This window comes from Corynebacterium sp. 045007 (assembly GCF_040743205.1).
Classification (GTDB): Bacteria; Actinomycetota; Actinomycetes; order Mycobacteriales; family Mycobacteriaceae; genus Corynebacterium; species Corynebacterium jeikeium_D.
In genome coordinates, this window is the sequence record NZ_JBFLKW010000009.1 from 60,729 (window position 1) to 86,573 (window position 25,845).

General features: G+C 59.7%; 24 protein-coding genes. 18 read left to right on the top strand and 6 right to left on the bottom strand.

What is annotated here, in order from left to right; translation table 11 throughout:
* Nucleotides 1-297 precede the first annotated feature (297 nt).
* From AB1Z34_RS06260 to AB1Z34_RS06290, 7 genes are all read left to right on the top strand, one after another.
* Nucleotides 298-606 carry a hypothetical protein gene (locus tag AB1Z34_RS06260; RefSeq protein ID WP_201844439.1) on the top strand — a complete coding sequence of 103 codons (309 nt, stop codon included), beginning with the start codon at nucleotides 298-300 and terminating at the stop codon, nucleotides 604-606.
* A 288-nt stretch (nucleotides 607-894) separates the two neighbouring features.
* Complete coding sequence (locus tag AB1Z34_RS06265; RefSeq protein WP_367158076.1) at nucleotides 895-2,607, top strand: SulP family inorganic anion transporter; 1,713 nt, start codon at nucleotides 895-897, stop codon at nucleotides 2,605-2,607.
* A 189-nt stretch (nucleotides 2,608-2,796) separates the two neighbouring features.
* Entirely contained in the window at nucleotides 2,797-3,339 is a 543-nt protein-coding gene (locus AB1Z34_RS06270) for a DUF488 family protein (protein ID WP_042389435.1), read from the top strand.
* Nucleotides 3,340-3,653: 314 nt separating this feature from the next.
* Nucleotides 3,654-4,721 carry an LLM class flavin-dependent oxidoreductase gene (locus tag AB1Z34_RS06275; protein ID WP_201844441.1) on the top strand — a complete coding sequence of 356 codons (1,068 nt, stop codon included), beginning with the start codon at nucleotides 3,654-3,656 and terminating at the stop codon, nucleotides 4,719-4,721.
* A gap of 82 nt (nucleotides 4,722-4,803) precedes the next feature.
* A complete protein-coding gene (locus tag AB1Z34_RS06280) occupies nucleotides 4,804-5,163 on the top strand; it encodes a helix-turn-helix transcriptional regulator (protein WP_012359887.1) in 360 nt (119 codons plus the stop codon).
* Complete coding sequence (locus tag AB1Z34_RS06285; protein ID WP_367158078.1) at nucleotides 5,160-7,052, top strand: heavy metal translocating P-type ATPase; 1,893 nt, start codon at nucleotides 5,160-5,162, stop codon at nucleotides 7,050-7,052. The genes AB1Z34_RS06280 and AB1Z34_RS06285 overlap by 4 nt, the downstream gene beginning before the upstream one ends.
* Nucleotides 7,053-7,573: 521 nt before the next feature.
* Nucleotides 7,574-7,897: a type IIL restriction-modification enzyme MmeI gene (locus tag AB1Z34_RS06290; protein WP_049189366.1), complete on the top strand. Its 324-nt coding sequence runs from the start codon at nucleotides 7,574-7,576 to the stop codon at nucleotides 7,895-7,897.
* 219 nt (nucleotides 7,898-8,116) lie between these two features.
* On the opposite strand, the gene erm is transcribed toward AB1Z34_RS06290, so the two are convergent.
* From erm to ychF, 3 genes are all read right to left on the bottom strand, one after another.
* Complete coding sequence (erm, locus tag AB1Z34_RS06295) at nucleotides 8,117-8,971, bottom strand: 23S ribosomal RNA methyltransferase Erm (RefSeq protein WP_070429178.1); 855 nt, start codon at nucleotides 8,969-8,971, stop codon at nucleotides 8,117-8,119.
* 153 nt (nucleotides 8,972-9,124) lie between these two features.
* The gene (locus AB1Z34_RS06300; RefSeq protein ID WP_367158080.1) at nucleotides 9,125-9,568 is read right to left on the bottom strand and encodes a recombinase family protein; all 444 of its coding nucleotides are present in this window, start codon (nucleotides 9,566-9,568) and stop codon (nucleotides 9,125-9,127) included.
* Between the two features lie 74 nt (nucleotides 9,569-9,642).
* On the bottom strand, nucleotides 9,643-10,722 hold the full coding sequence (gene ychF, locus AB1Z34_RS06305) for a redox-regulated ATPase YchF (protein ID WP_367158082.1): 1,080 nt from the start codon (nucleotides 10,720-10,722) through the stop codon (nucleotides 9,643-9,645).
* A gap of 94 nt (nucleotides 10,723-10,816) precedes the next feature.
* On the opposite strand from ychF, the gene AB1Z34_RS06310 reads away from it, so the two are divergent.
* The 4 genes from AB1Z34_RS06310 (at nucleotide 10,817) to AB1Z34_RS06325 (ending at nucleotide 15,296) form a co-directional block, all read left to right on the top strand.
* The gene (locus AB1Z34_RS06310; RefSeq protein ID WP_016423168.1) at nucleotides 10,817-12,367 is read left to right on the top strand and encodes an AI-2E family transporter; all 1,551 of its coding nucleotides are present in this window, start codon (nucleotides 10,817-10,819) and stop codon (nucleotides 12,365-12,367) included.
* 146 nt (nucleotides 12,368-12,513) lie between these two features.
* Nucleotides 12,514-13,602: a DUF6542 domain-containing protein gene (locus AB1Z34_RS06315; protein WP_367158087.1), complete on the top strand. Its 1,089-nt coding sequence runs from the start codon at nucleotides 12,514-12,516 to the stop codon at nucleotides 13,600-13,602.
* Between the two features lie 106 nt (nucleotides 13,603-13,708).
* Complete coding sequence (gene xseA / locus AB1Z34_RS06320) at nucleotides 13,709-14,944, top strand: exodeoxyribonuclease VII large subunit (protein WP_016423170.1); 1,236 nt, start codon at nucleotides 13,709-13,711, stop codon at nucleotides 14,942-14,944.
* A gap of 61 nt (nucleotides 14,945-15,005) precedes the next feature.
* Nucleotides 15,006-15,296: an exodeoxyribonuclease VII small subunit gene (locus tag AB1Z34_RS06325; protein WP_367158083.1), complete on the top strand. Its 291-nt coding sequence runs from the start codon at nucleotides 15,006-15,008 to the stop codon at nucleotides 15,294-15,296.
* Nucleotides 15,297-15,414: 118 nt separating this feature from the next.
* Here the strand turns inward: AB1Z34_RS06325 and AB1Z34_RS06330 are convergent, their stop codons facing one another.
* A complete protein-coding gene (locus AB1Z34_RS06330) occupies nucleotides 15,415-16,044 on the bottom strand; it encodes a DUF4245 domain-containing protein (RefSeq protein WP_080969536.1) in 630 nt (209 codons plus the stop codon).
* A gap of 370 nt (nucleotides 16,045-16,414) precedes the next feature.
* Here AB1Z34_RS06330 and glpX point away from each other — a divergent pair, with 370 nt between their 5' ends.
* From glpX to AB1Z34_RS06355, 5 genes are all read left to right on the top strand, one after another.
* Entirely contained in the window at nucleotides 16,415-17,440 is a 1,026-nt protein-coding gene (gene glpX / locus AB1Z34_RS06335) for a class II fructose-bisphosphatase (protein ID WP_005510610.1), read from the top strand.
* 163 nt (nucleotides 17,441-17,603) lie between these two features.
* Entirely contained in the window at nucleotides 17,604-19,004 is a 1,401-nt protein-coding gene (locus AB1Z34_RS06340) for a class II fumarate hydratase (protein ID WP_016423173.1), read from the top strand.
* Nucleotides 19,005-19,231: 227 nt separating this feature from the next.
* Nucleotides 19,232-20,527 (top strand): TIGR01777 family oxidoreductase, encoded by a 1,296-nt coding sequence (locus tag AB1Z34_RS06345; RefSeq protein WP_224783732.1) that lies wholly within the window; start codon nucleotides 19,232-19,234, stop codon nucleotides 20,525-20,527.
* 192 nt (nucleotides 20,528-20,719) lie between these two features.
* Complete coding sequence (locus AB1Z34_RS06350; protein ID WP_049172273.1) at nucleotides 20,720-21,415, top strand: TetR/AcrR family transcriptional regulator; 696 nt, start codon at nucleotides 20,720-20,722, stop codon at nucleotides 21,413-21,415.
* Nucleotides 21,405-23,003: an MDR family MFS transporter gene (locus AB1Z34_RS06355; RefSeq protein WP_049172271.1), complete on the top strand. Its 1,599-nt coding sequence runs from the start codon at nucleotides 21,405-21,407 to the stop codon at nucleotides 23,001-23,003. Before AB1Z34_RS06350 ends, AB1Z34_RS06355 begins: the two co-directional genes overlap by 11 nt.
* A 30-nt stretch (nucleotides 23,004-23,033) precedes the next feature.
* On the opposite strand, the gene AB1Z34_RS06360 is transcribed toward AB1Z34_RS06355, so the two are convergent.
* Both AB1Z34_RS06360 and AB1Z34_RS06365 read right to left on the bottom strand, forming a co-directional pair.
* A complete protein-coding gene (locus tag AB1Z34_RS06360; RefSeq protein ID WP_016423177.1) occupies nucleotides 23,034-23,666 on the bottom strand; it encodes a GNAT family N-acetyltransferase in 633 nt (210 codons plus the stop codon).
* 64 nt (nucleotides 23,667-23,730) lie between these two features.
* On the bottom strand, nucleotides 23,731-24,483 hold the full coding sequence (locus AB1Z34_RS06365) for a LysR family transcriptional regulator (protein ID WP_049172269.1): 753 nt from the start codon (nucleotides 24,481-24,483) through the stop codon (nucleotides 23,731-23,733).
* A gap of 40 nt (nucleotides 24,484-24,523) precedes the next feature.
* On the opposite strand from AB1Z34_RS06365, the gene AB1Z34_RS06370 reads away from it, so the two are divergent.
* Nucleotides 24,524-24,916 carry a DUF5997 family protein gene (locus AB1Z34_RS06370; RefSeq protein ID WP_042389451.1) on the top strand — a complete coding sequence of 131 codons (393 nt, stop codon included), beginning with the start codon at nucleotides 24,524-24,526 and terminating at the stop codon, nucleotides 24,914-24,916.
* A gap of 50 nt (nucleotides 24,917-24,966) precedes the next feature.
* Nucleotides 24,967-25,740 (top strand): alpha/beta fold hydrolase, encoded by a 774-nt coding sequence (locus AB1Z34_RS06375; RefSeq protein WP_016423180.1) that lies wholly within the window; start codon nucleotides 24,967-24,969, stop codon nucleotides 25,738-25,740.
* Nucleotides 25,741-25,845 lie beyond the last annotated feature (105 nt).

Here is a 25,845-nt window from a genome sequence, read left to right on the forward strand (position 1 = left end):
CAGCGGCCAGGGTGATGCTGTCCAATCTGTCGCACAATGAACTCCTGCACGCCGAGGAGCGCCCGTCGCCGAAACAACTCACTACCGCTCGCCATTTCCGCAGGCCAAAGCAAACAGACCTGAGTCGTTTTGGTCGATTTTGCGTCCTTTGGCCGTCATTTACCGCTGCGACACTGGCCGACAAGCAAGCCGTCGTCAAGCAACACCCAATTACACCCGCCAGGCACCCACGCCTCCCCACATCGCATGAGGTGACGCTAACCTAATTCGGGAAAATTCGCGACGAAGGGAACGCGCATGGCCAAGGGCAAGAAAGGCCACAAGGGCAAGAAGAAGGACTCCGCCAAAGCCAAGAAAAAGGCTGCGGCGACGACCTCGCTACGTCTGCCCGAATACTCGAAGGCCGAGGCCAAAGCCGCGAAAAAGCTCGCCGGCAAGGACCCCTTCAAACTGGCTGCGATGACGCCAAAGAAGAAGTGCTGCAAATCCGGCATCCGCTGCCTGCGCTGCCCCGTGGTGCTACACAAGCTCAATCGCGAGATCAAAAACGGCGAAGTCGACCACGCCGCCCTGCTGCTCGTCGCCGCGAAAGCCCGGATCCGGTAGCCGGCCCTCGCCCCCCCCCCAGCCCGCCGTCAGGCCCGACCCATGAGCAGTGGTGTCGCGCTCTGTATGACACTGGTACCGGTTCTCCTGGGCTACCTGCTCTTCGGACACCGGCTCACACGCGTCACTCCAAGCACCGCGACAACGCTCCAGCGAACTCCCGCCAGGTCAGGAAGTTTTATTCCGCCGACATAAGGCCTCGGCCAGAACCGGGAATGTAACCGTCGGAGGATGACATCTTGTGTATCCTTTGAGTGTCATTGAGCCCTGAAGGAGCAAGAAAGTAGCATGACCCGCCCCTCCTCCGCCGTCTCTAGGATGGACATCCGGTCCCGTGCTCTGCGTTTCGCGCCGCGCCGCTCGGACTGGTCCCGCGCGACGATTGGACGCGACCTCTCGGCAGGCCTCATGGTGGCCCTCGTCGCACTCCCCCTCGCGCTCGGTTTCGGCGTGGCGTCCGGTGTCGGTGCGGCGGCCGGAATTACGACGGCCATCGTCGCGGGCATCCTGACCGCGGTCTTCGGCGGTAGCAATGTCCAGGTAAGCGGCCCGACCGGCGCAATGACCGTCGTGTTAATCCCCATCGTGGCCAACCATGGCGCCGATGGGGTGCTCGTCGTCGGCGTGCTGGCAGGGCTCATGCTGCTCGTGTTGGCGTTCACCGGTGCTGGCCGAGCGATGAAGTACATGCCGTTACCTGTCGTCGAAGGTTTCACCGCCGGTATTGCGTTAATCATCGGCCTCCAACAGCTGCCCGCAGCACTCGGTGTTGACGTGGACGGCGAGAAAGTCCTCGGGTTGGCGTGGGGCTCGATCAAAGCTTGGTTAGACGCTCCGGCATGGCAGGCGCCCGTGATGACCATTGCGGTGGCGGCTGGAATCGTGCTTGCTGCGCGCGTTCGTAGCGGCTTCCCCGCGGCGCTGGTGTTGGTAGCTGCCGCGACGGCCATCAACATGCTGGCAGACAGCGGCCTGAAGACAATCGGGTACATCCCGTCGACGTTGCCTGCCCCGCGCTGGCCACAGATCCCGTGGGAGCACCTGGATTCGCTTCTGTTGGCAGCAGTCGCCGTCGCAGCTCTCGGCGCGTTGGAATCGTTACTATCTGCGACGGTTGCCGACGCAATGACTGTTGGCGACCGGCACGATCCCGACCGCGAGCTCTTCGGACAGGGCGTGGCCAACGTCGTCGCGCCCCTGTTCGGCGGGATTCCCGCGACCGCCGCGATTGCCCGAACTGCCGTCAATGTGCGGGCAGGCGCAGGCACACGCCTGGCAGCGGTGTTCCATTCGCTGCTCCTGCTCGTCGCCGTACTCGTCGCGGCTCGGTGGGTGGGCGAGATTCCTCTCGCCGCGCTCGCCGGCGTGCTCATCGCCACTGCGATTCAGATGATCCACCCGCGGAACCTCCGCTCGGTGATACGCGCCACCAAGGGCGACGGGGCGACCCTGCTCATCACGGCTGCCGCCACCGTCGTGTTCGATCTTGTAGTCGCCGTGCTCATCGGCCTCGTTATGGCGGGCTTCTTCGCACTGCGCGATACCGCCCGCACGGCGGTATTAGAGGCCGCCCCGCTAGACGAGGGAGACCACCGCGACAAGGAGCGTGAGCTTCTCGACGAGCACATCGCCGCCTTCCGTATGGAAGGCCCCCTCTTCTTTGGTGCAGCGCACGATTTCCTCCTCGAGCTAGCTGATGTCTCGTCGGTCAAGGTTGTCGTGCTCCGCATGCGCTACGTTACGACGATCGACGCCACCGGCGCCCAGATGCTCGCCGACACGATTGGGCGCCTCGAACGCCGCGGTACCAGGGTCCTGCTCGCAGCCACGAAGCCCGAACATATTCCGGTGTTGCGCGAACTCGGCGTATTCGACCAACTTGCGCACGAGAATCACGTCTTCGACAACACTCTCGACGCCATCGCCCACGCCCGACTGCATGCCGCACGCATTCAGCATGAAGAGTCTGATGGCGCACCCGCGGCATCGCAGAGTCAATAGCTTGGCTGAGCCAGACAATGGTCACTCCGTCGCAGTCGACCCTGCAATCGTGGGTCCACATCCCCATCGCGCGACGCTTGAAAAACCTTTACACGTTGCACTTAAACTCCACGACGTGTCGTTGCAAAGTCACCTTCTCATTCGTGAAGCCGATGTGAGTGTAATCGCTTGGCGCGTAGCATTGGTGACATGCGCATTTTCACCGTGGGCCACTCCAACCTCGAGTTCGAGGACTTCGCTGAAATGATCAAGGCGGCCGGTGTGGCATCCATCGTGGATGTGCGCAAGCTGCCCGGGTCCAGGAAGTACCCGTGGTTCAACGGCGACCACCTTGCCGAACACCTTCCCACATGTGGCATCACTTACAGCAGAAGCGAGGGCCTAACCGGACGGCGCAACGTGTCCCACTCGGTGCCGTTTGAGGTTAACGGCAACTGGCGTAACCGCAGTTTCCACAATTACGCCGACCATGCGCTGGGCGAGGAGTTCTCCGACGCGATCTCGCAGCTACGGGCGAACGCAGCCGAAACTCCCACCGCGATCATGTGCTCCGAGGCGGTGTGGTGGCGCTGCCACCGGCGTATCATCGCCGACCACCTCATCGCCCACGGTGACGAGGTTGGCCACATTATGGGCCTGGGTGCAGCCGGGGCGAAGGTGAGCGAGGCAACGCTCAACGACGGCGCAGTCATCGGCAACGATCTCCTCGTGCGCTACCCCGAGCGGGGCTAGCGCATACACCAGAGCCCAGGGGGCTGCATCCTCCTCGGCCTGACCTACGCTTTGTATTCATGGAGCGCCCGCCACCTTATGAGCAGCAGTATCGGAGGCGCACCAGCGGATAGCACGCTCAAACGAGCTTTAGGTTAGGAAATCTGAACCGCTCAATCTAAGAAGACCACCGGGGACTCCGGTAGCGCCCCAAAGCGCCGAATCGAAAAATCGATCTACCGTCTTGCCACGGACCTAGACGTCGAGCTTAAAGTCCACGGTATCTCGTTGCAAAGTTACTTTCTCGTTAGCACCATGAAAAGGAGTGTTATCCAATGAAAGCGTTCGGATTCTTAAGCTTCGGGCATTACGCCTTCGGTGGCCAGCGCGGGCCATCTGCGGAAAAGATCGCCAAGACTCATCTGGAGATCACCCAGGCTGCGGACGAAATCGGCGTGAACAACGCGTCCTTCCGAGTCCACCACTTCGTGCCGCAGGCCTCCGCCCCGATGCCGCTGCTGGGTGCTGTCGCGGCCACCACCAAACACATCGAGATGGGCACCGGTGTCATCGACATGCGCTATGAAAACCCGCTCTACCTCGCCGAAGAGGCCGCGTCGCTGTACCAAATTTCCGGTGGCCGCGTGGCCCTGGGCGTCTCGCGCGGCGCCCCAGAGGTGGCTGACCGCGGCTGGGAGGCCTTCGGCTACAAGGGTAAAGCGCCCAACGGCGCGGACGTGGCGCGAGCCCACCTCGAGGCGTTCATGGCTGCAGTGGACGGCAACGGATTCGCCACCGCCGCACCGCTAGACCGGCAGTACCCCAACATGTTCCAACCCGGCTCCGCCCTGCCGGTCTTCCCCATGGTGCCCGAGCTGCGTAAGCACATTTTCTACGGCTCCGGCACCCACGCTTCTGCCGAGCAAACCGCCAAGGACGGGCTCAACCTGATGTCCTCCACCCTGGTCTCCGAGACCACCGCCGAGACTCTGGGCGAAATCCAGGCGGATCAGATCAGCCGCTACCGCGCCGCGTGGAAGAAGGCGGGCCACGATTGGACGCCGCGTGTGTCGGTGTCCCGCTCCGTCTTCCCCATCGTCGACGGCGCGGACATGCAGTTGTTCGGCATGCAGGCCTCCGGCTCCGATCAGGTGGGCATGCTTCCCGACGTCGGCGCCTCCACCTTCGGCCGCGCCTACGCCGCCGAGCCGGACAAACTCATTGAGCAACTCAAAGCCGACGCCGCCGTCATGTCCGCCGACACCCTGCTCATCACCATCCCCACTGGGATGGGCGTCGACGTCAACGTGAAGATCTTGGACAACTTCGCCACGCATGTCGCCCCCGCGTTGGGTTGGCAGCCGAATCACGAAGGCCCAGTTACCGGCTATCCCATCGACTAATTCCTCCAGTTCGCAAGCTCTTCGCTTCAATGTCAGTTCAGTGCGTGTTGAAAAGTTCAGTAATTGCTGTATAGTTCAGCATATGCTGACTATTGCTTCACGCCTCGACGTCATGAACCGGCTCGGCCGGGCCATGGCGGATCCGACGCGCTCCAGAATCCTGATCACCCTACTCGACGGCCCGAGCTACCCGGCCGTGCTTTCGCGCGACCTGGACCTGACCCGCTCGAACGTCTCGAACCACCTGACCTGCTTGCGTGACTGCGGCATCGTCGTCGCCGAGCCGGAGGGCCGCAAGACACGCTACGAAATCGCCGATCCGCACCTTGCGACAGCGCTCAACGCGCTAGTGAACGCGACGTTGGCTGTCGACGAAAACGCCCCGTGCATCGACCCTGAGTGCTCGGTGCCCGGCTGCGACGGAAAAGGAGCGGACGCATGAGTTCAGCATGTGGATGCGAACACGAACCAGCCACGGAGATCGAAGATCTCGATCGGCCATGGTGGAAGGACCCCGAGTTGCTAATGCCGATCTTCTCCGGCATAGCCCTCGGCATAGGCCTGGCGCTGGACTGGTCCAGGCTCGAGACACCCGCGACAGTACTGTTCTGGGTCGGCCTGCTGCTAGGGGCATATACGTTCGCGCCCGGCGCGATCCGAAACCTTGTCACGAAGCGCAAGCTCGGCATTGGTTTGCTGATGACGATCAGCGCGGTCGGCGCGGTGATCCTCGGTTACGTCGGGGAGGCCGCGGCGCTAGCGTTCCTGTACTCGATCGCCGAGGCGCTGGAAGACAAGGCGATGGATCGGGCACAGGGCGGACTGCGGGCGCTGTTGAAGTTGGTACCGCAGACCGCGACGGTGCTGCGCGACGGCACGTCGGTTGAGGTCGCAGCGAAGGACCTCGTGGCTGGCGAGCTGATGCTCGTGCGCCCCGGAGAGCGGATTGCCACGGATGGCATCATTCGGTCTGGGCGCTCCAGCCTTGACACCTCAGCGATCACCGGAGAATCCATTCCGGAGGAGGTTGCGCCCGGCGACGAGGTGCCCGCGGGAGCGATCAACTCCGCCGGCGTGCTGGAGGTCGAGACGACCGCAGCTGGAACGGACAACTCGCTGACCACACTCGTGGACCTGGTCGAGCAGGCGCAGGCGGAAAAGGGCGACCGCGCCCGGATCGCCGACCGGATTGCCCAACCCCTAGTGCCCGGGGTGATGATCCTGGCGGTGCTGGTCGGCATGATTGGCTCGCTGCTGGGCGACCCCGAGACGTGGATCACCCGTGCGTTGGTGGTTCTGGTCGCAGCGTCGCCGTGCGCGCTGGCAATCTCCGTGCCGCTGACGGTCGTGGCCGCGATCGGCGCGGCCAGCCAGTTCGGCGTGGTCATCAAGTCTGGCGCGGCGTTCGAGCGGCTCGGCGGCATCCGTCACCTGGCGGTGGACAAGACCGGAACCCTTACCCGCAACCAGCCCGAGGTTACCGGCGTGGTCCCGGCAGACAGGTTTGATCGGGCGCAGGTGCTTACTTTCGCGGCGGCAGTTGAGCAGCAATCGACGCACCCCCTCGCCGCGGCGATCGCGGCAGCGGGGCCCGAAGCGCCCGCCGCCCTGGACATCAGCGAGGAAGCCGGACATGGCATCGGCGGCACCGTCGAAGGTCGACGGGTGCTGGTCGGCAGCCCCCGGTGGATCGACGCCGGGCCACTGAAGGGAGACGTTGAGCGCATGGAGTCCGAAGGCCAGACCTGCGTCCTGGTCACCGTCGATGACGCCCTCGCCGGAGCGATCGGCGTCCGCGACGAGCTGCGGCCCGAGGTGCCCGAAGCCGTGCAGACCCTGCGCGCCAACGATGTGGAAGTGAGCATGCTCACCGGCGACAACACTCGTACCGCCCGGGCGCTGGCTGAAATCGCCGGAATCGACGACGTGCGCGCCGAGCTGCGCCCGGAGGACAAGGCAAGCATCGTAGCCGAACTCTCCTCCAAGACGCCGACGGCGATGATCGGCGACGGCATCAACGACGCGCCGGCACTGGCGGGCGCAACGGTGGGCATTGCGATGGGAGCAACCGGCTCTGACGCCGCGATCGAGTCCGCTGACGTCGCCTTCACTGGCCACGACCTCCGGCTGATCCCGCAGGCGCTGCAGCACGCCCGCCGAGGCAGCAGGATCATCAACCAAAACATCGTGCTGTCTCTGGCTATCATTATCGTGTTGATGCCACTGGCGATCAGCGGTGTGCTGGGCCTGGCCGCCGTCGTGTTGGTTCACGAAGTCGCCGAAGTCATCGTGATCTTGAACGGCCTGCGGGCTGCACGAGCGAAACGCTGAGGCTGTGACCGGCAAGTCTTATAAGAGTTAAACCACGCGCCGAGCGCACACACGTTGGACCAGGCGAGTCATTCGAGTTCACCACCTGGTCCTTCTCGATGCGTGCAGGCACGGGAACTGTGGGTGAACCTAATAGTTCAACGGCCCGATACCGCTTGCAGATTCTACACTCGAGGTAGCGGAATGGACCGAGGCCGAACGAAAACCGGAGATAGAGACAGCGCTCTTCAACCTACCCCCCCCAATAACGCGAAACGTCATTAACGCTCCGCGTTACACGTTGAACTTGAACTCCACGGAGTGTCGGCGATAAATAACCATTTTATTCGCAAGTGCGGAAGTAGCAACGAAATACCGCTAAAACGGACAACATGGGGGTGCACAGAAATACATATAGGTTCTGCGGAAAACCTATAGGGATCGTCGCTATAAACCGCTGTGCGTGGAAAACATAAAGGGTTTACGGACCCGGTCCCAGCCCCCTCAATACTCTGAGCCGGGAGAATGGAAAATGGAAGTCGATGTATCCCCACTATTCATTTTTCCGTTCTTCGGAGTACACCGGGAGCTACTCCTTCGGACCAGCTCCGTGTGAACTAGATGAGAAAGCGCAGCAGCGAATCATCGACGCTGGACAGTTGGTACTGCGGGCCCGCGAGCGGCACCCCGAGGGGTCACTCGCGGAGCACTACAACCCGTTAGCGATGGACCAAACTCTGCTCAAGGCTCACGACGAAATGGACCGAGAAGTAAATAAAGCTTTCGGTGTGGCACGCAAACTCACCAACGAGCGCCAGCGCCAGGAGCTACTGTTCGCCAGCTACGGGGAGTTGTCGAGGGGCTAATCTCCTCGCTTCCATCAAAATCGAAACCACCAGCAGGGTCGTTCCCCGTGCGGGTAATTTTGATCGGCCCCGCTGCTGGGTATAGAACCCTGTCGCCGGCAACGCCGGGAACTATGACTGTGCCCGACGAGAACACGTCACTGTCATAACCCGGCTCACGGTAGACCAGCACTGGTCGTCCACTACTACTGGTGGATTTCGGTTTGGGTGGCGGGGAGATTAACGCCGCCGGCCTCGTTTTTTGCGTTGAGGAGGGCGTTGACTACTTCCCGATTGTGAAATTGGCCGATGGTGCGATGGAGAGGAACCAGTCACCTGAAAGAGATCGATCCAGTCGCTGGTGCGCAATCTGGGGGGTAGGGTTGCGGGGTCGATTCCTCGCGAGCGCAACCATGATTGTGTATCTGAACGTGATGAAAACAACCCTGCCCTTCGGAGAATTTCCCCTATCCCGCGTCCCCGGGCGGTGAAAACGGTGTGCACCATAGCCTGAAAGGCTTTGCGTTGCTCTATCGGGATCTTCGGGTCACCCACCCGGCGGATCACTAAGATCCCCCCGTCAACGTTAGGCTGTGGACGGAAAGCAGACCTTGGTACTCGGGAACCAAGGTGAAACGTGAACCATGGGGACCACTGAGCCGTCATCATCGTGCTTGCGCCTACCCCGGCCCGGCGGCGAGCGACTTCCCACTGCATGAGGAGTACAGCGTCAGTCCATGCCGGCGCATGCAACAACTTTCGAAGAATGGCAGTGGTGAGGTGAAAGGGAATGTTTCCCACAATGACGCAGGGAGTGGCGGGTAACGGGAAGTTAAGGAAATCATCATGGACCACTTCGACCGACGCCGAGGCGGTCTTTTTTGTGAGTTTGGCAGCTAGTTTTGCGTCTACCTCAACTGCCGTTATTGCCCTCCCCAAGCGGGATATCGGGTGAGTGAGGGCACCGCTTCCCGGCCCGATCTCGATGATGGGGCCGGTGGTTTGTTTTACAAGATCGACGATGGTGTTGATGATCTTTTGGTCTGTGAGAAAATTTTGGCCATGTTCGTGACGGCCGTATCCGTATGTAGACATCAGGTGTGCTCCGTGGAGTTGAAACGGAGCCGGGCATGGCAAATGGCCGCCCGGCTAAAGGACCGGAGCGGTTTTTGACCCGCGGGAGGGAGAAAACCGCCTTAGCGGTTGGTGAGCGGCCGCATGAAAACGAAACTTAAAATCAACATGGTTCTATCGTATCCAATTAATTTCGCAGGGTGCAATACGGTGAGAAAGAAGACAACCGCACCGCAACAGTGCAAGAGCTCTCTGGATTGGAATTTGTCCTACCTTCGGGGCGTCATACAGACGCCACTGGCGTATTTTGTCTCTGGGCAACGAGGGGGAGTTACCCCCACCTCCGAATGTTTTTAAGGTGCACCCCTGATTACGCTGGGGTGCGGGAGTAATTCTGTCCGACCGATCGGACTGTCCAGCGAGGTCCCAGCAGATGATCGCGTCGATTTCGCCGCGTTCGAGGGATGCCACCATGGCGTCGTAGTTGGGGCGAGCCACATTCTTCTTTGACGCGGAAATGGACTGATCGACGTCGTTATGTCCTATGTCCAACGTGCAAGCCACGCTGCTTTGCAATGACTTCACAGTCCTGAGGCTGCAGGTCGATGGTGCGGCCATCCACGTCAGCGTCTCGTGAGATACGACGGCAAATAGGAGCGCTTGTTGTCAAACGCTATTAATAAGGCCCTTAGCTACACGTTGTACTTAAATTCAACCACGTCGCCGTCGTGCATGATGTAGTCCTTGCCCTCCTGGCGAACCTTGCCCTTGGCCTTTGCCTCGGCAATCGAACCGGCCTCGACCAGATCACTGAAAGACACAATTTCAGCCTTAATGAAGCCACGCTCGAAATCAGTGTGAATCACGCCGGCAGCCTGCGGGGCCGTAGCACCCTTCGGAATGGTCCAGGCGCGAGACTCCTTCGGGCCAGCGGTCAGGTAAGTCTGCAGACCAAGAGTGCGGAAACCAGCGCGAGCAAGCGAATGCAGACCCGGCTCGGTCTGGCCAATTTCAGCCAGGAGCTCATTGCGGGATTCCTCATCCAGCTCCAGTAGGTCCGACTCAGCCTTGGCGTCGAGGAACACACAGTCCGCCGGTTCCACAGCAGCGGCCAGATCCGCGCGGCGGTCCTCGTCGGCAAGCACTTCCTCATCAGCGTTGAAGACGTAGAGGAACGGCTTTGCGGTGAGCAAGTGCAGCTCGCGCAGAGCGGAGAGCTTCACGTCATCGGAAGCTGCGAAGAGAGTGCGTCCCTCTTCCAGCACAGCGAGAGCCTGCTTGACGGCTTCAACCTCACCGACCTTTTCCTTATCCTTCTTGGCTTCCTTTTCCAGACGCGGCAGCGCCTTCTCAATAGTCTGGATATCAGCCAGAATCAGCTCGGTTTCAATCACACCGATGTCAGAGGCCGGGTCAACCTTGCCGTCGACATGCACGACATCATCATCATTGAAGACACGGACGACCTGACAGATCGCGTCAGCCTCGCGGATGTTGGCGAGGAACTTGTTACCTAGACCTTCGCCCTCCGATGCACCCTTGACGATGCCGGCGATGTCCACAAACGACACTGTAGCCGGAAGAATACGCTCAGAGCCGTAAATTTCGGCGAGCTTATTCAAACGGGGATCGGGAAGCTCCACAACGCCGACGTTCGGCTCGATGGTGGCGAACGGATAATTCGCAGCCAGCACATCGTTGCGCGTCAAGGCGTTAAACAGGGTTGACTTTCCGACATTGGGCAGACCGACGATTCCAAGTGTAAGACTCACATTGCCCATCTTACGGGCTCGGAGAGACAGATTTGAACTCGCCCTAACTTCGTGAAGTTGCCCCCTATCCCCTCCGAACCCCCATAATGAATACGTGAGCAATAAACCCAATGAAGGCGAAGAGTGGACTGCGCAGTCCGAAAAAGACGCTATCGATCACGTAATGGGATCGGAGCCTCTGCGTATAGAACAGTCTCTGTCTATCCCCTCCGATGCCCATAAGTCAGCGGCAACGCAGCCGGATTTGCCGGAAGATGCTGAAAACCTCGATGAGCTTATGAGCGAAAACGACGCCGAATCCATCGACCGCGCCGACGTCATTGGCGAGGGTGCCCGGTGGTTCGCAGGTTGGTGCCTGCGTTTCCTCATCACCGCAGCGGCGCTGTACGTCAGCGCTATGATTCTGGGAAAGATTTGGGCTGGCGTTCTGCCGATTCTGTTGGCCCTGATTGTCTCCACGGTGCTGGCTCCGCCCGCCGTGTTCCTGATGAAACACCGCTGGCCCCGCGCACTCTCCGCACTGACGGTCATCCTAGGCGCGCTGGCGCTGCTTGGCGGCGTCGTCGCGTTCCTCGCACCGACTGTGCAGTCGCAGTTCCCCGAATTGCGTCGCCAGTTCACAGATGGCATTCAAGAAGTCCAGAACATCATTCAGGCCCCGCCATTTAACGTCAAGGATGAACAAATCCTCGACGCTCTGGACCAGGGTTCCCAATGGCTCCAGGAGCGCTCCGGCGATATCGCCAACACAGTCTTCCAAGGCATCTCGGTGGTCTCTTCGGTCGCCGTAACCTTGATGGCAATGCTGGTGCTGACGTTCTTCTTCATCAAGGACGGCCAGGACTTCCTGCCATGGCTCCGCCGCCTGACCGGACGTCGCCTCGGCTGGCATCTCACGGAGGTACTCACCCGCTCCTGGAACACGCTGTCGGGCTACATCCGCACGCAGGCTATCGTTTCGCTTATCGACGCGGTCTTCATCGGTGCCGGTCTTGCGATTTTGAATGTGCCGCTGGCAATGGTCCTGGCCGTGGTGACTTTCTTCGCTGGCTTCATTCCTATTGTCGGCGCGTTCACCGCCGGCTTCATTGCGGTGGTTGTCGCACTTGTTGCCAACGGCCTGACCACAGCAATCTTTGTCTTGCTCATCATCATTGCCGTCCAGCAGATTGAGGGCAACATCCTCTCGCCGATTCTGCAGTCCAAGGCTATGGACCTGCACGCCGCAATCGTCCTGTTGGTGGTTCTGCTCGGTGGCGGTATCTTCGGCATCATCGGCGCTTTCCTGGCTGTGCCAGTCACTGCAGTCGTCGCGGTCTGGTTCCGCTACCTCGGCGACCTCACGGATTTGCGAACGGGTGACAAGACCGCAAAGGACATCGAGTTCGCCACGGATGCCGGATCAATCTCCGGCATTCAGATTGAAGCTGCCGGCCGTGCAATGCGCGACCGACTGGCTTCGTTCCGTCTGGGCAGTGATGACTCCGACAGCTCCGCGGAGAGCGCTGTGAAGGCAGATGCTCGCACCGCCGGTAAAGTTTCCCCCGATGCTGGTCCGACCAAGCAGGAAGAGGGAGCGATGACCAAGGCCTTCCACAAGGTCACTGAAGTCGTCTCCGGGCCTTTCTCTAAGAAAAACAAGTAGGGCGAGATTCCAAGACACGGGCAGGCTCTTATACCGGGCTTGCCCGTTTTTATCACTAATAACCGGTAGGATACGCATTCGTGTCGAACAGATCAGCAATAACCCGTAAAGGCAGTGGGAACAAACCCCTGCTTCCACGCGTGCCAATGTTTGTGCCGCCGTTGCTGATGCTTCTGGCCGGCGTTTTTGGTTTGCTCTTTTCTGTTCCCAACGGTTCGCTTGGCAAGCCCTACTTCATTGCTTTTGCCGTGGCTGCTGTGGCCGGAACACTGTTGGTGGTTCCTCGCGGTCTGGTAGTTACCGTCGCTCAAATCCCTATTTTGTTCGCGCTTGTCACCTTTTTCACAGCGTGGTTTACCGGTTCTCTCGCCGATCCCGAAAATGGTGGCGCGACCGCGACGACCTCTAAACGCGCTCGCCTGGTGACCTCCGCATATCCCATCATCCAGCAATTCCCGTGGCTGCTGATCTTGATGATTATCTGTGTCATCATCGCAGTGTGGCGTTACCTCGAAATCACCCGCACCCAGGAGAAATCCCTCAACACCCAGCGCAAGGCCGCTAAACAACGCCAGCACCGTGACGAAGCCGCTGTCGAATCCAGCTCTCAGGTTCGCCGTCGTCTCGCCGAATCTGATCGCCGCGTAGCTTCTCGCTCTCAGGAACGCCCTGCTTCACGACGTCCCGCTGCGGACATTATCCGAGATGCCGAAGCTCGCCGCCAGGCGCGCCAGCAGGCTGCACGCTCTCGGCAGGAGACTTCTCGTTCTGGTGCCCGACCGGCAGCGAGCGCCAGCTCGGCATCGCGCAACGCCGAGCAACTGCGTGAGCGACCAGTTGACCGCTCTGGGGAGCGCGCCCAGCAGCGCTCGAATTTCGCCCAGCGGGCCCAGCAGCCAACATCCCGTTGGCAGTCTCGCCCGCATCCGGGCCAGGCGCAGTTCACTCAGGATTCCACTTCGCCAAACTCGACCAGACAGCAGCCTCGTCGTCCGATTGAACGGCCAAACGCACCGCAGCGGCCAACGCAGGAGTTTCCCCGTCGTCAAGCGGCAGGAACGGCACGGATGTGGGGAGAACAGTCTTCGCCGGAGTCCCGGTCCGAAAAGCCTCGACAGAGCCCCGCACGCCAAGTAGGCAACCACCGCCGCACCGAGGAGTGGCCACCGCGACAGCAGCGCCCTCGCCAGGAGCGCATAACCGGGCGCGATAGCAGGTCTCGTTACCGCAAGTAGCTCGGGCTTGCACCTTACCGTCACAGTTGCCCACAGGCAGATTTAGCCTGTGGGCAACGTGCGTTTATAAGCAGGACGATCCGCCCCATCGTGTAAGTGTTGATGTATGTCGAAATTGGAAACGTCGGCCGAGAAACCGGTTCAGGTTCGGCGCCTGAACCAGTTAGTCAAGGACTATATTGAGCGCCTTGGACAGATTTGGGTCGAGGGGGAAATCGCCCAGGTCAACTCCAAGCCGAGCTGGAAGCTCTCCTACATCACTCTGCGTGACACCTCCGCGGAGTTTTCGGTATCGGTGACTTGTTCTACGGCGGCTCTCCGCAATAATCCGTTGCGCAACGGCGACCGCGTAGTGGTTTTGGGCAAGCCTGCGTTTTATGCCGGGCGGGGGCAGTTTTCCCTGTGGGCTACGGAGTGGAGGCCCGTAGGTTTGGGGCAACTGTTGGCACGGTTGGAGCAGCTGCGCCAGGCACTAGCGGCGGAAGGCCTCTTTGATCCACGGCTGAAACGCCCTCTGCCCTACCTCCCCAACAAGATCGGGTTGATTACCGGTCGCGGTTCGGCAGCTGAACGCGATGTGCTTTCGGTCGCGGGTGCCCGCTGGCCCGAAGTGGATTTCCGGGTAATCAACACAATTGTGCAGGGCGCCAAGGCTGTTCCGGAGATTATTGAAGCGCTGGCACAGCTCGACGCCGACCCGGAGGTCGATGTCATCATCGTCGCCCGTGGCGGTGGCAGTGTCGAAGATTTGCTGCCTTTTTCAGATGAGGCGCTGATTCGTGCGGTGAGTAAGGCGACAACACCGGTGGTTTCTGCAATCGGGCACGAGCCGGATACTCCGCTGTTGGATTACGTCGCTGATTTACGTGCTGCCACACCGACGGATGCAGCCAAGAAAACAGTGCCCGATGCTGCTGAGGAACGCCGCCTCATTGCACAGCTGCGTGAGCGCTCCTCGGCATCTCTGCGGCGATGGGTTGACCGTGAAGTAGCGACTCTGCGGGATTTGACGTCGCGGCCGGTACTGCGCGATCCGCTCACTCCCATCCGCGTGCGTGAAGAGTTTGTCACGGCGCAGGTCGATCGGCTACGTTTTCTCATCCACCGCAGTCTGGAACGTGAGGAAGCCGTGGTATCGGGATTGCGCGGCAAGGTTTCAGCACTTGGCCCCTCTGCCACGCTCGCTCGCGGCTATGCCATCGTGCAGGCACAATCGGCTACTCAGCCGGAACCACAGATTGTGACCTCTATTGCAGATGCTCCGATGGGTTCCCAACTGCGAATTCGCGTCAGTGACGGCTCCATCTCTGCAGCGACGCTAGCTACGAAGCCGGCGAATTAGTAAGCAATGACTTTTCCAACCTTAGAGCTTTAACTACTAGATGTGAAGGACGTATTCGCTAATGAATGACAATGTTTTCGGCGCGGGTCAGGCTCCCTCTTCGGAGGAACAGGTACCGGTAGAGAACCTGAGCTACGAGCAGGCTCGAGATGCGCTGGCCGAGACCGTCAAGCTCCTAGAACTCGGACAGATGAGCCTGGATGAATCCCTGGCGCTGTGGGAGCGAGGCGAGGCGCTGGCCCGCCGCTGCGAGGAGCATTTGGCTGGCGCACGGGCAAAGGTTGAAGCCGCCTTGGCCAGCAAGAATCAGGATGTCTCGGCTTCTGCCGAGAATGTGGGCGATGAGGACTAAAAAGAGACGAGAAACGATCGTCAGTTCATATCGTTTCTCGTCTCTTCGCTGATAGCTGAGTTCAGCTATTTTATGGCCCTAGTTGGGATTACCCATCCAGGTGAGTGCTCGACTCGGCCTACTTTGCTGGTGCCGACGGCGTCTCGGACGCAGTCTGCTGCGGCTGTGACGAATCCGGCATTGTCGTGTCCGGATCAATTGGCTCGGCCTTCTGCAATGCCGCCGCCAACTGTGTGAACTCCTCGTCGTTGGCAGTGCCCTCGATAATTGCGCGGGAGTCACCGAGGTCCCCAACCCATACGCGACGCACGTTGTCCTCAGCCGGCTCATACTTAGTCCAGGTTGTACCTTCCACGTCAGTAGTACCGTCCCGGAGACGGTTCTTACCATCATCCGGCAGCTGACCTGCTTCCGCATCTGTTTGCGTGACCTGAATGAATGCTCCGCTAGCGGTGACATAGCCAATAATGGTTGTCTGCTTCCCCGCCGCCATACCCGCGCGGGTCGAGTTTGAAGTCCAGCCCTCAGGCACCTTCGGCAGGCGAACTGGATAGTCCACGCGCCGAGCCTCCACGTTCACGAATGGGGCGGCATCGACCTCGCGCACCGGACCGTTTTCCGGCTTCCCGGGGTTAAAACTGCACAGGCCGGTAAAGCCAATGGTGACAGCCACCGCAAGAAACATCACCACGAGGGTGAGAATCATGTCTCGACTGTCCTGCAAAATCCTAGGTTTCTCATTCGCCACGCGCTCAAGTATGCCAAAGGCCCCGCAACGAACCTAGTCATCAGTCGCACCCGCACAGCTGCAGCTAGCAATACTTGATGACGGACGCTGTCGACGTCGTCAAGCGAACTGACGCCGGAACAAACTTTTGATAACCGCGTGATGTGGGGGTTTAGCCCTGAAACTCCCCCCACTTTGGCGCTGCGTCCACCCCCGAACACCAAAAAGGTGGAACACTAGTAACAGATGCAAAGGCGCTAAAACTGATGCGCCAAACATCAATCAATAGAAATTGTTGCAACGCTAAACCCCAGTTTCCTGGCGTGGCGTCTCCCAGCACATTCTCAAACCTCAAAAGAGTTCTCAAAAACCACGGAAGGGCCAGAAGTCAATGAACGCCTCGAATCCTGAAGCACCAGATCGCAACCTTGCGATGGAGCTCGTCCGAGTTACTGAGTCCGCTGCACTGGCAGCTGGTCAGTGGGTCGGTCGTGGTCAGAAGGAAAAGGGCGACGGCGCTGCCGTCGATGCCATGCGTCAGCTCATCAACACCGTGGCTATGAACGGTGTCGTTGTTATTGGCGAGGGCGAAAAGGACGAAGCCCCGATGCTGTTCAACGGCGAAAAGGTCGGCAACGGCCAAGGCCCGGCCGTTGACATCGCGGTTGACCCGATTGACGGCACGACTCTGATGGCAGAGGGCCGCCCGAACTCTATCGCTGTTCTTGCTGCTGCAGACCGCGGCTCCATGTACGACCCGTCGGCTGTGTTCTACATGGATAAGATTGCTGTTGGCCCGGAGGCTGCCGGCAAGATTGACATCGAGGCTCCAGTTGAGCACAACATCAAGGTCGTTGCTAAGGCCAAGGGGCTGCGTCCGGAAGATGTCACTGTTGTCGTGCTGGATCGCCCGCGCCACGCTGACATGATTCGTGACATCCGCGAAGCTGGCGCCAAGGTTCGACTGATTGGCGATGGTGACGTTGCTGGCGCTGTTGCCGCAGCTCAGAACACGAACTCGGTCGATATCATGATGGGCGTCGGCGGCACCCCAGAAGGTGTCATCACCGCATGCGCCATGAAGTGTATGGGCGGCGAAATCCAGGGCAAACTGCACCCGCGCGATGAGGCCGAAATTAAGAAGGCTCTCGACGCTGGGCACGATCTTTCTCGTGTTCTGACCACCGATGACCTGGTCGCATCCGACAACTGCTACTTCGTTGCCACTGGTGTCACCAACGGTGACATGCTGCGCGGTGTCGCTTACCGCGGTAACGGCGCGTGGACCCGCTCGCTGGTTATGCGCTCCAAGTCCGGCACCATTCGTCGCATCGAGGCTTTCCACTCCCTGGAGAAGCTGCGCAAGTACGCCAGCATCGACTACGGCAAGGGCGAGATGCCTGACATCGATCTGTAAGTAACTACCCCTTTAGTGGTGCCCTCAGGGCACCACTTTTTTAACAAACTGATTCATACTTGAAGACGAATGCGCTAACGGTTCTGCATCGCATGAAAATTGCATGCGCAATGAGGGGTCGTTCTGCGCGCACTCAAGTTCCCCTAACTGAAAGAGGCAACGAATGACAGAGCAGCAGTTCCGCATCGAGCACGACACCATGGGCGAGGTTAAGGTTCCGGTTAACGCCCTGTGGCGCGCACAGACTCAGCGTGCAGTTGAGAACTTCCCGATTTCCGGCCGTCCGCTGGAGTCTGCACAGATTCGCGCTATGGGTCTGCTGAAGGCAGCTTGCGCCATCGTCAACAAGGAGCGCGGCCTGCTGTCTGCTGAGCAGGCAGATGCCATCGTCGCCGCTGCCAAGGAAATTGCCGAAGGCAAGCACGATGCTGAGTTCCCGATTGACGTCTTCCAGACCGGTTCGGGCACTTCTTCCAACATGAACACCAACGAAGTCATTGCGTCCATCGCAAAGGCCAACGGCGTTGAGGTTCACCCGAATGACCACGTCAACATGGGTCAGTCTTCCAACGACACCTTCCCGACTGCCACTCACGTCGCAGCAACCGAGGCAGCTGTCAAGGACCTCGTCCCGGGACTGAAGGTTCTGCAGGAGTCCCTGGCTAAGAAGGCCAAGGAATGGGAGACCGTTGTTAAGTCCGGCCGCACTCACCTGATGGACGCTGTCCCGGTGACCCTGGGTCAGGAGTTCTCGGGTTACGCTCGCCAGATTGAGGCTGGCATTGAGCGCATCGAGGCCACCCTGCCGCGTCTGGGCGAGCTGCCAATCGGTGGTACCGCTGTTGGCACCGGCCTGAACACCCCGGCGGACTTCGGTGCCAAGGTCACCGCTGAGCTCGTCGAACTGACCGGCATCAAGGAGCTGCGCGAGGCTCAGAACCACTTCGAGGCTCAGGCTAACCGCGATGCCCTGGTCGAATTCTCCGGCGCTATGCGCACCGTCGCAGTCTCCCTGAACAAGATCGCTAACGACATTCGCTGGATGGGCTCCGGCCCGCTGACCGGCCTTGCTGAGATTCACCTGCCGGATCTGCAGCCGGGTTCCTCCATCATGCCGGGTAAGGTCAACCCGGTTCTGTGCGAGACTGCCACCCAGGTCGCAGCGCAGGTTCTGGGCAACGACACCGCTGTTGAGTTTGCTGGCGCTAACGGCGCATTCGAGCTGAACGTCTTCATCCCGGTCATGGCACGTAACGTGCTGGAGTCCGCTAAGCTGCTGGCGAACACCGCACGCGTCTTCGCCGAGAAGCTGGTGGACGGCATCGAGCCGAACGTTGAGCGTATGAAGACTCTGGCTGAGTCCTCCCCGTCGATTGTGACCCCGCTGAACTCCGCCATCGGCTACGAGAACGCAGCTAAGGTCGCTAAGACTGCTCTGAAGGAAGGTAAGACCATCCGTCAGACTGTTATCGACATGGGCTTCGTCGACGGCGAGAAGCTGACCGAGGAAGAGCTGGACAAGCGCCTCGACGTGCTGGCAATGGCCAACACTGATCGTGACTAGTTCTTTCTGAACTCGAAGGTGTGAGAGCACCTTACGCATAAGACCCCGTAGTCTCACTTCGCTGAAAGACTTCGGGGTCTACTATTTTTCCTTAACGTCGGACAAGTTTCAGAGAGTGACTAACTATTCCCACCTATCGCCACACCATCGCATTTCCTCGCCGTTGCGTCGCCGAGTGGTTCTCCCGCCCAGGCGCTGTCACCCGCCTAACACCGGGGCTTCTCCCGATGTCACCGAAATCCGAATCCGCCAACCTCGCCGACGGCACGACCGTATTCTCCATGCCGGCTGGCCTCAAATGGATTGCACGTCACGACCCGGCCGGTTTCCTCCCCGGCCAGAGATTCATTGACGAAGTCACCAGCGAGCCCTTTCGCCGCATCACGGGGTGGAAGCACACCCACGTTCTCTCCGATACTCCGCTTGGCGACGGCAGCGCTGGCACGGTTTTAGAGGACACCGTTGACACCAAGGTTCCGGTACCCGGGTTGGATTCGATGTTCGCCTACCGTGCTACGAAGGTTGCTGGCGACCTTGCGGCCGTCGATAGGCTTTCGGAGTATTTGGGGCATGTGCCGGAGCCGCTGACAGTGGCGATCAGTGGAGCTACGGGGACCGTCGGAACGCAGCTGCGCGCGCTACTGACCACGGCCGGACATGAGGTGATTTTGCTGGTGCGCTCACGTGAACAGACGGGTGTGGACAAGCGATATTGGGATACTGCGGCACCCGCAGCTGACTTGCTGGAGGGAGTCGACGCGGTCATCCATCTGGCCGGCGCACCGATTGCGGGGCGCTTCACGGAGGCGCATCTTCGAAAGGTTCGCCATTCCCGTGTCGAACCAACGCGAGCTCTGGCAAAGCTCGTTGCATCTACTGACAGCGTGAAGGTCGCGGTTGGAGCGTCGGCGGTGGGGTTCTACGGTGCGGATCGTGGCCCAGAGGTGCTCACCGAGGACGCTGGCCCTGGCGCGGAAGCGCAGCGTTACGACGGCAGCGCCGCCGCGGACAGTCTCTCGGCTATTGTGCGCGATTGGGAAAATGCATGGGATCCCGCTCGCGATGCAGGCAAGCGGGTCGTAAACGTCCGCACTGGTCTCGTGCTTGCTGGTGGCGGCGGTCTCTTGCCGCTACTAGCGGGCGTGGTGTTCACCGGGCTTGGAGGCAGATTGGGGTCGGGCGAGCAGTGGTTCCCGTGGATTGCTTTGGACGACCTGTTGGACATCTATCACCGGTCGTTGGCAGATTCCGGCCTTGCCGGACCTGTCAATGCGGTGGTGCCACTGGCTTTCGGAGTGAATAATGCGGAGTTCACGAGGGTATTGGGAGAGGTCTTGCACCGCCCGACGGCGGTTCCGATTCCTTCACTGGGGCCTGCAGTACTGCTGGGCAAACGCGGTGCTGCGGAGTTGGCTCTCGCGAATCAGAGAGTAGAGGCAGCAGCGCTGCAAAAGGCGGGGCACAGGTTCCGCTTCACTTCGCTTAACGACGCCCTGCGCCACGAGCTATTGAAGGAGAGGTAGCCTTCCACCGTGCCTACACAAAACACGAAGGTTGTGTAATTGAATGGCGCGTTGCGACTATCAACAACCCGACCCCTGCGCCTGAGTCCACGGCATCCTGAACAACCCAAAGATGCTCTCTGCATAGGTACTTAAACACCTGTTGACTCATCAACTTGCCATCACATTGCACTCGGTGTAACTTTGCACCTCGTGCAAATTGATGAGAATACCTATCACAGATTGGATCCGGGCCAACACCCCGAGTGCGGTCTCCGGGAGCTCAAAAGGTTTCAAACACACTGCGCTTTGGCCGATGCCGCGACCGCCCTTGTGTTGGATCGCGGATACGACCAAGTCAACATCGAAGACATCTGTCAGCGGGTCAATATCAGTCGACGCACATTCTTCAATTACTTCGACTCCAAGGATCAAGCCATCTTCGGCAACGGCATCATGTCATTCGATGCTGACGATGAAGAGGTATTCCTCGCCCAAATTCACCAAGACCCCATCGCGGACATGCTCGATTTCATCGAGAAAAAGCAGCAATCCCAGCTACTCCGATATAAAGAGCTGGGGGCAACCGAAGAGTTTCACCGTCTGCTCAAGGAGCGTATCCGCGAGATTTTGCGCAATGAGCCAAAGCTATCGACGGTTGTCATTTCGAATTTTGGCAACTCAATGCGCCGCGTCCGTTCTGCCTTTGAGCGCTATTTCGAGATGAATCCACAGTCGCGCACGCACCCCGAGCTGCCCGTCGGGCACGAGGTAGCACTGTCGGTCGGTTTCGTCCGCGAATGCGTGCTGTACTCATCGGCTCATCGGGACGAATTCACAACAGATACACCGCTTCACGACGCCGCCGACGTCGTTAAAAATTTCTGGAGGAGGAATAGTGACAGCTAGCAACACCACTGCTCAAGATCAAACCGACACCACGGTTTCTGACAACAAGTCCCACTTGGGAATCATTTTCTTCGCGCTCATTCTCACTATGCTGATGAGCTCGCTGGGGCAGATGATTTTCGCCACTGCCCTGCCGACCATCGTCGGCGAGCTCGGCGGAGTTGACCACATGTCGTGGGTTATTTCTGCATTCCTGTTGGCACAGACTGTGGCAATGCCGATTGTCGGCAAGCTCGGTGACATGATTGGGCGCAAGGGCCTGTTCATGATGGGCATCGCGCTGTTCATGGTCGGTTCCGTCATGGGTGCAATCACCAACTCCATGAGCCTGCTCATCGCCGCCCGCGCTTTTCAGGGATTTGCTGGCGGTACATTGATGGTTTCCTCACAGGCCATCCTGGCCGAGGTTATTCCCGCACGCCAGCGCGGTAAGTACATGGGCATCATGGGTGCTGTGTTCGGTCTGAGTTCCGTGCTGGGACCAGTGCTGGGAGGCTGGTTCACCGACGGCCCGGGCTGGCGCTGGGGCCTGTGGATCAACGTCCCGATGGGCGTGGTTGCACTATCGGCAGCTGCGGCCTTCCTGAAGCTGCCCCGACGCCAGAGTGAAGGAAACTTCGACTACATCGGCACGATGTTCTTGACTGCCGCTGCCTCGACGCTAATTCTCACCACCACGTGGGGCGGTACACAGTACGACTGGAACTCCGGGGTCATCATCTCGCTTATCGTTGCCTCTGTCGTTTCCTGGGTGCTGTTCTTCCTCACCGAGACTCGCGTTTCCAACCCACTGATTCCGACGCACTTGTTTAATAACCGGAACTTCGTGCTCACGACTGTGTCGGGTCTCATTCTGGGTATCGCGATGTTCGGCACTATGGCCTATATTCCGACCTACCTGCAGATGGTGCACTCAATGTCACCGACCGCTGCAGGTTTGATGATGACGCCGATGATGGTCGGCATGCTGCTCACCTCAATTGGCGTTGGCCAGATTATTTCGCGGACTGGTAAGTATCGCTTCTACCCCTTCGTCGGCCTGATGATTATGGCTGTCTCCCTCTACTTGCTGTCCACGCTGGAGACCACCACCCCGCTGTGGCAGGTTGGTGTGTACCTGTTCATCATGGGCTTCGGCCTGGGCACCGGCATGCAGGTTCTAGTTCTCATCGTGCAGAACTCCTTCCCGGTCGCGATGGTCGGTACCGCTACCGCTGCGAATAACTTCTTCCGCCAGATTGGTGGTGCGGTCGGTTCCTCCATTGTGGGTTCGATTTTCATCCACCGCATGAAGGACCTGGCAGGCGAACGCGTTCCGGCTGCTGTCGAACAGATCAAGGCCGCATCACCGGAGGCTGCAGCAGAGTTCGCAAAGCAGATGGGCCCGGAGGGCTTTTCCTCTAAGTCGATTGGTTCACTGACGCCGCACGTCCTAGATAGCATGCCGGCGCCAATCCACGAAGCGCTGATCTCCAGCTACAACGATGGTTTGACGCCGATCTTCTTGGTACTAATGCCAGTGATTATTCTGGCAGCAATCATTGTGTTCTTTGTTCGCGAGGATCCGTTGAAGGAAACCGTCGAATAATTAATTCGCGGGAGCCGCGGCTCCCGGCAGCTATGCCCCCACCTGGCCGTCGGCGCGGTCGAGCTTGTCCAGAATCGGACGGTTCGGCTCACCGGCGGCTTCTGCTTCTTCCTGGACGCGCTTCAGTGCGCGCTCCTCTGGCTTTTCCAGGAGCTTTTCCAAAATAATGACATCGCGCCACTGCCCCGCCATTGGGCCGTAGGTCATCTTTGCCATGTGGTGGTAAATCCCCACTTCACGGAAGCCGAGCTTTCGATGCAGCTTTAACGATCCCACATTCTCCGGGAAGACCCACGAGTGAATCGACCAGCAGTCGAGCTCCGTGGCATCGTCGATAAGCTTCTGCAGCAGCGTCGCCGCCAGCCCCATGCCCTGCCCGTCAGGATGGACGTAGATGGAGTCTTCGATGACGCCATTGAAAATCGGGCGCTTGGATACCGGCGCTGCCGATGCCCAAGCCAGAATCTTGTCCGGGTTTTCTGCGTCGACGGCGACGTAACACAAATCCACTCGTTTGAGTGCGATGAATTCGTCCCACTCGGGAGCGGAGTGCTCCCAGGACGCGTGCCCCGTATCCAGGCCAATCTCGTAGATCTCTTGGATCTGTGGATAGTCCTCTTCACGCATCATTCGAATCGTGAAATCGCGCTTCTTTTCAGCCATAACTACAAGTGTGGCTAATTTTTCCGCGCACGTCGAACGAAACGGCAAAAATATTGTAAAAAGATTACTTTCGCCTACGCGGTCGACCGCTTCCACCGCTGCTTCGACGCCCGCTACGGCTACTACGCGCATGCTTTACGACGGCCCCAGCGCGCTGCCGGCGGGCTTGCTTAGCAAGCGTCTTTTCTCGGGCCGACAACTTCTTTGGAGCTTCATCAGCCTTCTTGCGCCCCAACTGCGTGCGCGTCGAGCCCTCCCTGCGCCCCTGGACAATGCCGACGAACTCCTGCCGGAGCTCGTCGTCCTCTACTTTCGGCCACACCAACCAAATAGCTGTCCGAGACAGCGGTTCCGTGGCGCCTTCCTCGGCCACCAAGTTCGATGAGGCCACCGCCTTCTTCGACAGCGCCTTCAAAATCGTGCGAGGTCCCACCACGACACCTGCACCAGTGGCCGCAACGGGCAGCATCTGTCGCAGCTCATCCGGATCCACGGAGGTCAACAGCACAGTTTCGTCCGCCAACAGCTCCTCCGGCACGGACTCTGTGAGGGAGAACACGTGCTCTTTCTCGAAGGCCACGCCCCAGGCTTCGTCGTAAAGCCGGATGCGATGGAGCGACTCGGGCAGCGAGCTTTCGGACTCTAACCGAACCAGCGCCATGTCAGCGGCGCCGCCGACCAGGTCGGACATCGGATCGTCGGCGGCGTGGGTGTGCAGTGTTGCCGGAATTCGATCCCTAAAGCGGCGAAACCACTTCTCGGGACTGGTGCCGGTGGCGAACACGATGCGCAGGACGGCGGGTTCAGGAGTCGACATACTCCGCAAGGTTACTCGAATGGGTGCTAGCGTTGAACCCATGAAACCCCTAACCGCAGCCAAAAAACTTGGCATTTTCCTCCCGGCCACACCCGAGGAATTTCGCACTGGTGAGATTTCGCACGCGCAGTTTGCCGAACTGCAATCCAATCCGCCGGAATGGCTCGCTGAGCTACGCCGCAACGGACCGCACCCGCGTCCAGAAGTTGCCCGCAAGCTGGGCATCACTATCACGGCGTTGAAGAAGAACGACATGGACAAGCCGCTGACAACGGCGGAGATTAAGGATTTGCTCGAGCAGATGCCGGAGTGGCTGGAGGCCGCTCGTGAGTCCATGGCGAAGCAGCGCGTGGAAGCCGCTGAGGCAGAGGCCAAGAAGGACGACGGCCCTGGTCGGGCTGCCGCTGAAGCTGCTCGCAACGCCGAGAATTAGCAGACACAGCTGGCACAGCTGACACAGCCAACACCTTCAAGGAGGATCTCGTGGCCATCGACTACACCGCACATGCAATCAACCACAAGGACAACGGTACGGTTGTCCTGATTGGCTCGCTGGGCACCACACAGGAGATGTGGGAGCCCCAGGTAGCCGCTTTGAGCGAAAAGTACCAGGTCATCACGCCAGATGTCCGCGGCCATGGCGATTCCCCTATCCCCGAGGGTGAGTGGGACATGAGCCACTTGGCCGCCGACATCATCGAGGTCCTCGATGAGGAGGATGTTGACCGTGCACATTTTGTGGGACTATCTCTCGGCGGCGCTATCGCCCAGACCATCGCACTAGAACACGCCGATCGCGTGGTCAGTCTGACACTGTCGTCGACGGCGCCGAAATTCGGCACACCCGAGGCCTGGCAGGAAAAGGCCCAGCTCGTGCGTGACAAGGGCACAGGCGCGCTCGCGGACACTGTCGTCCGCAACTGGTTTACCGACGAGTGCTTCGACACTACCCCTGAGCTCCCCGCCCGCTTCCGCGACATGATCGCAGATTGCCCCGATGACGGCTACATCGGCGCCTGCGGAGCACTCTCTCGCTTCGACACCCGCGAGCGCCTCGCCGAGATCACCGCTCCGACGCTGGTCATCGCCGGTAAGCAGGACACCTCTACGTCCCTCGACGTCGTCACTTCGCTTCACGACGGCATCGCGGGCTCGACCATGGTCGTCATTTCGCCGGCCAAGCACCTGCTCAACCAGGAAACCCCGGAGTACTACAACTCGGCCCTGCTGGCGCACATTGATGGGATTGCCGACTAGCGCCTAATCGGGGTTAAGGGTCAAAAAGTGTGTCCGGAATCGCGGATTTTCACGGATTGACCTGTAGGTTTCCGGAAAGTATATGCTCCGGAAGCATATATCTAG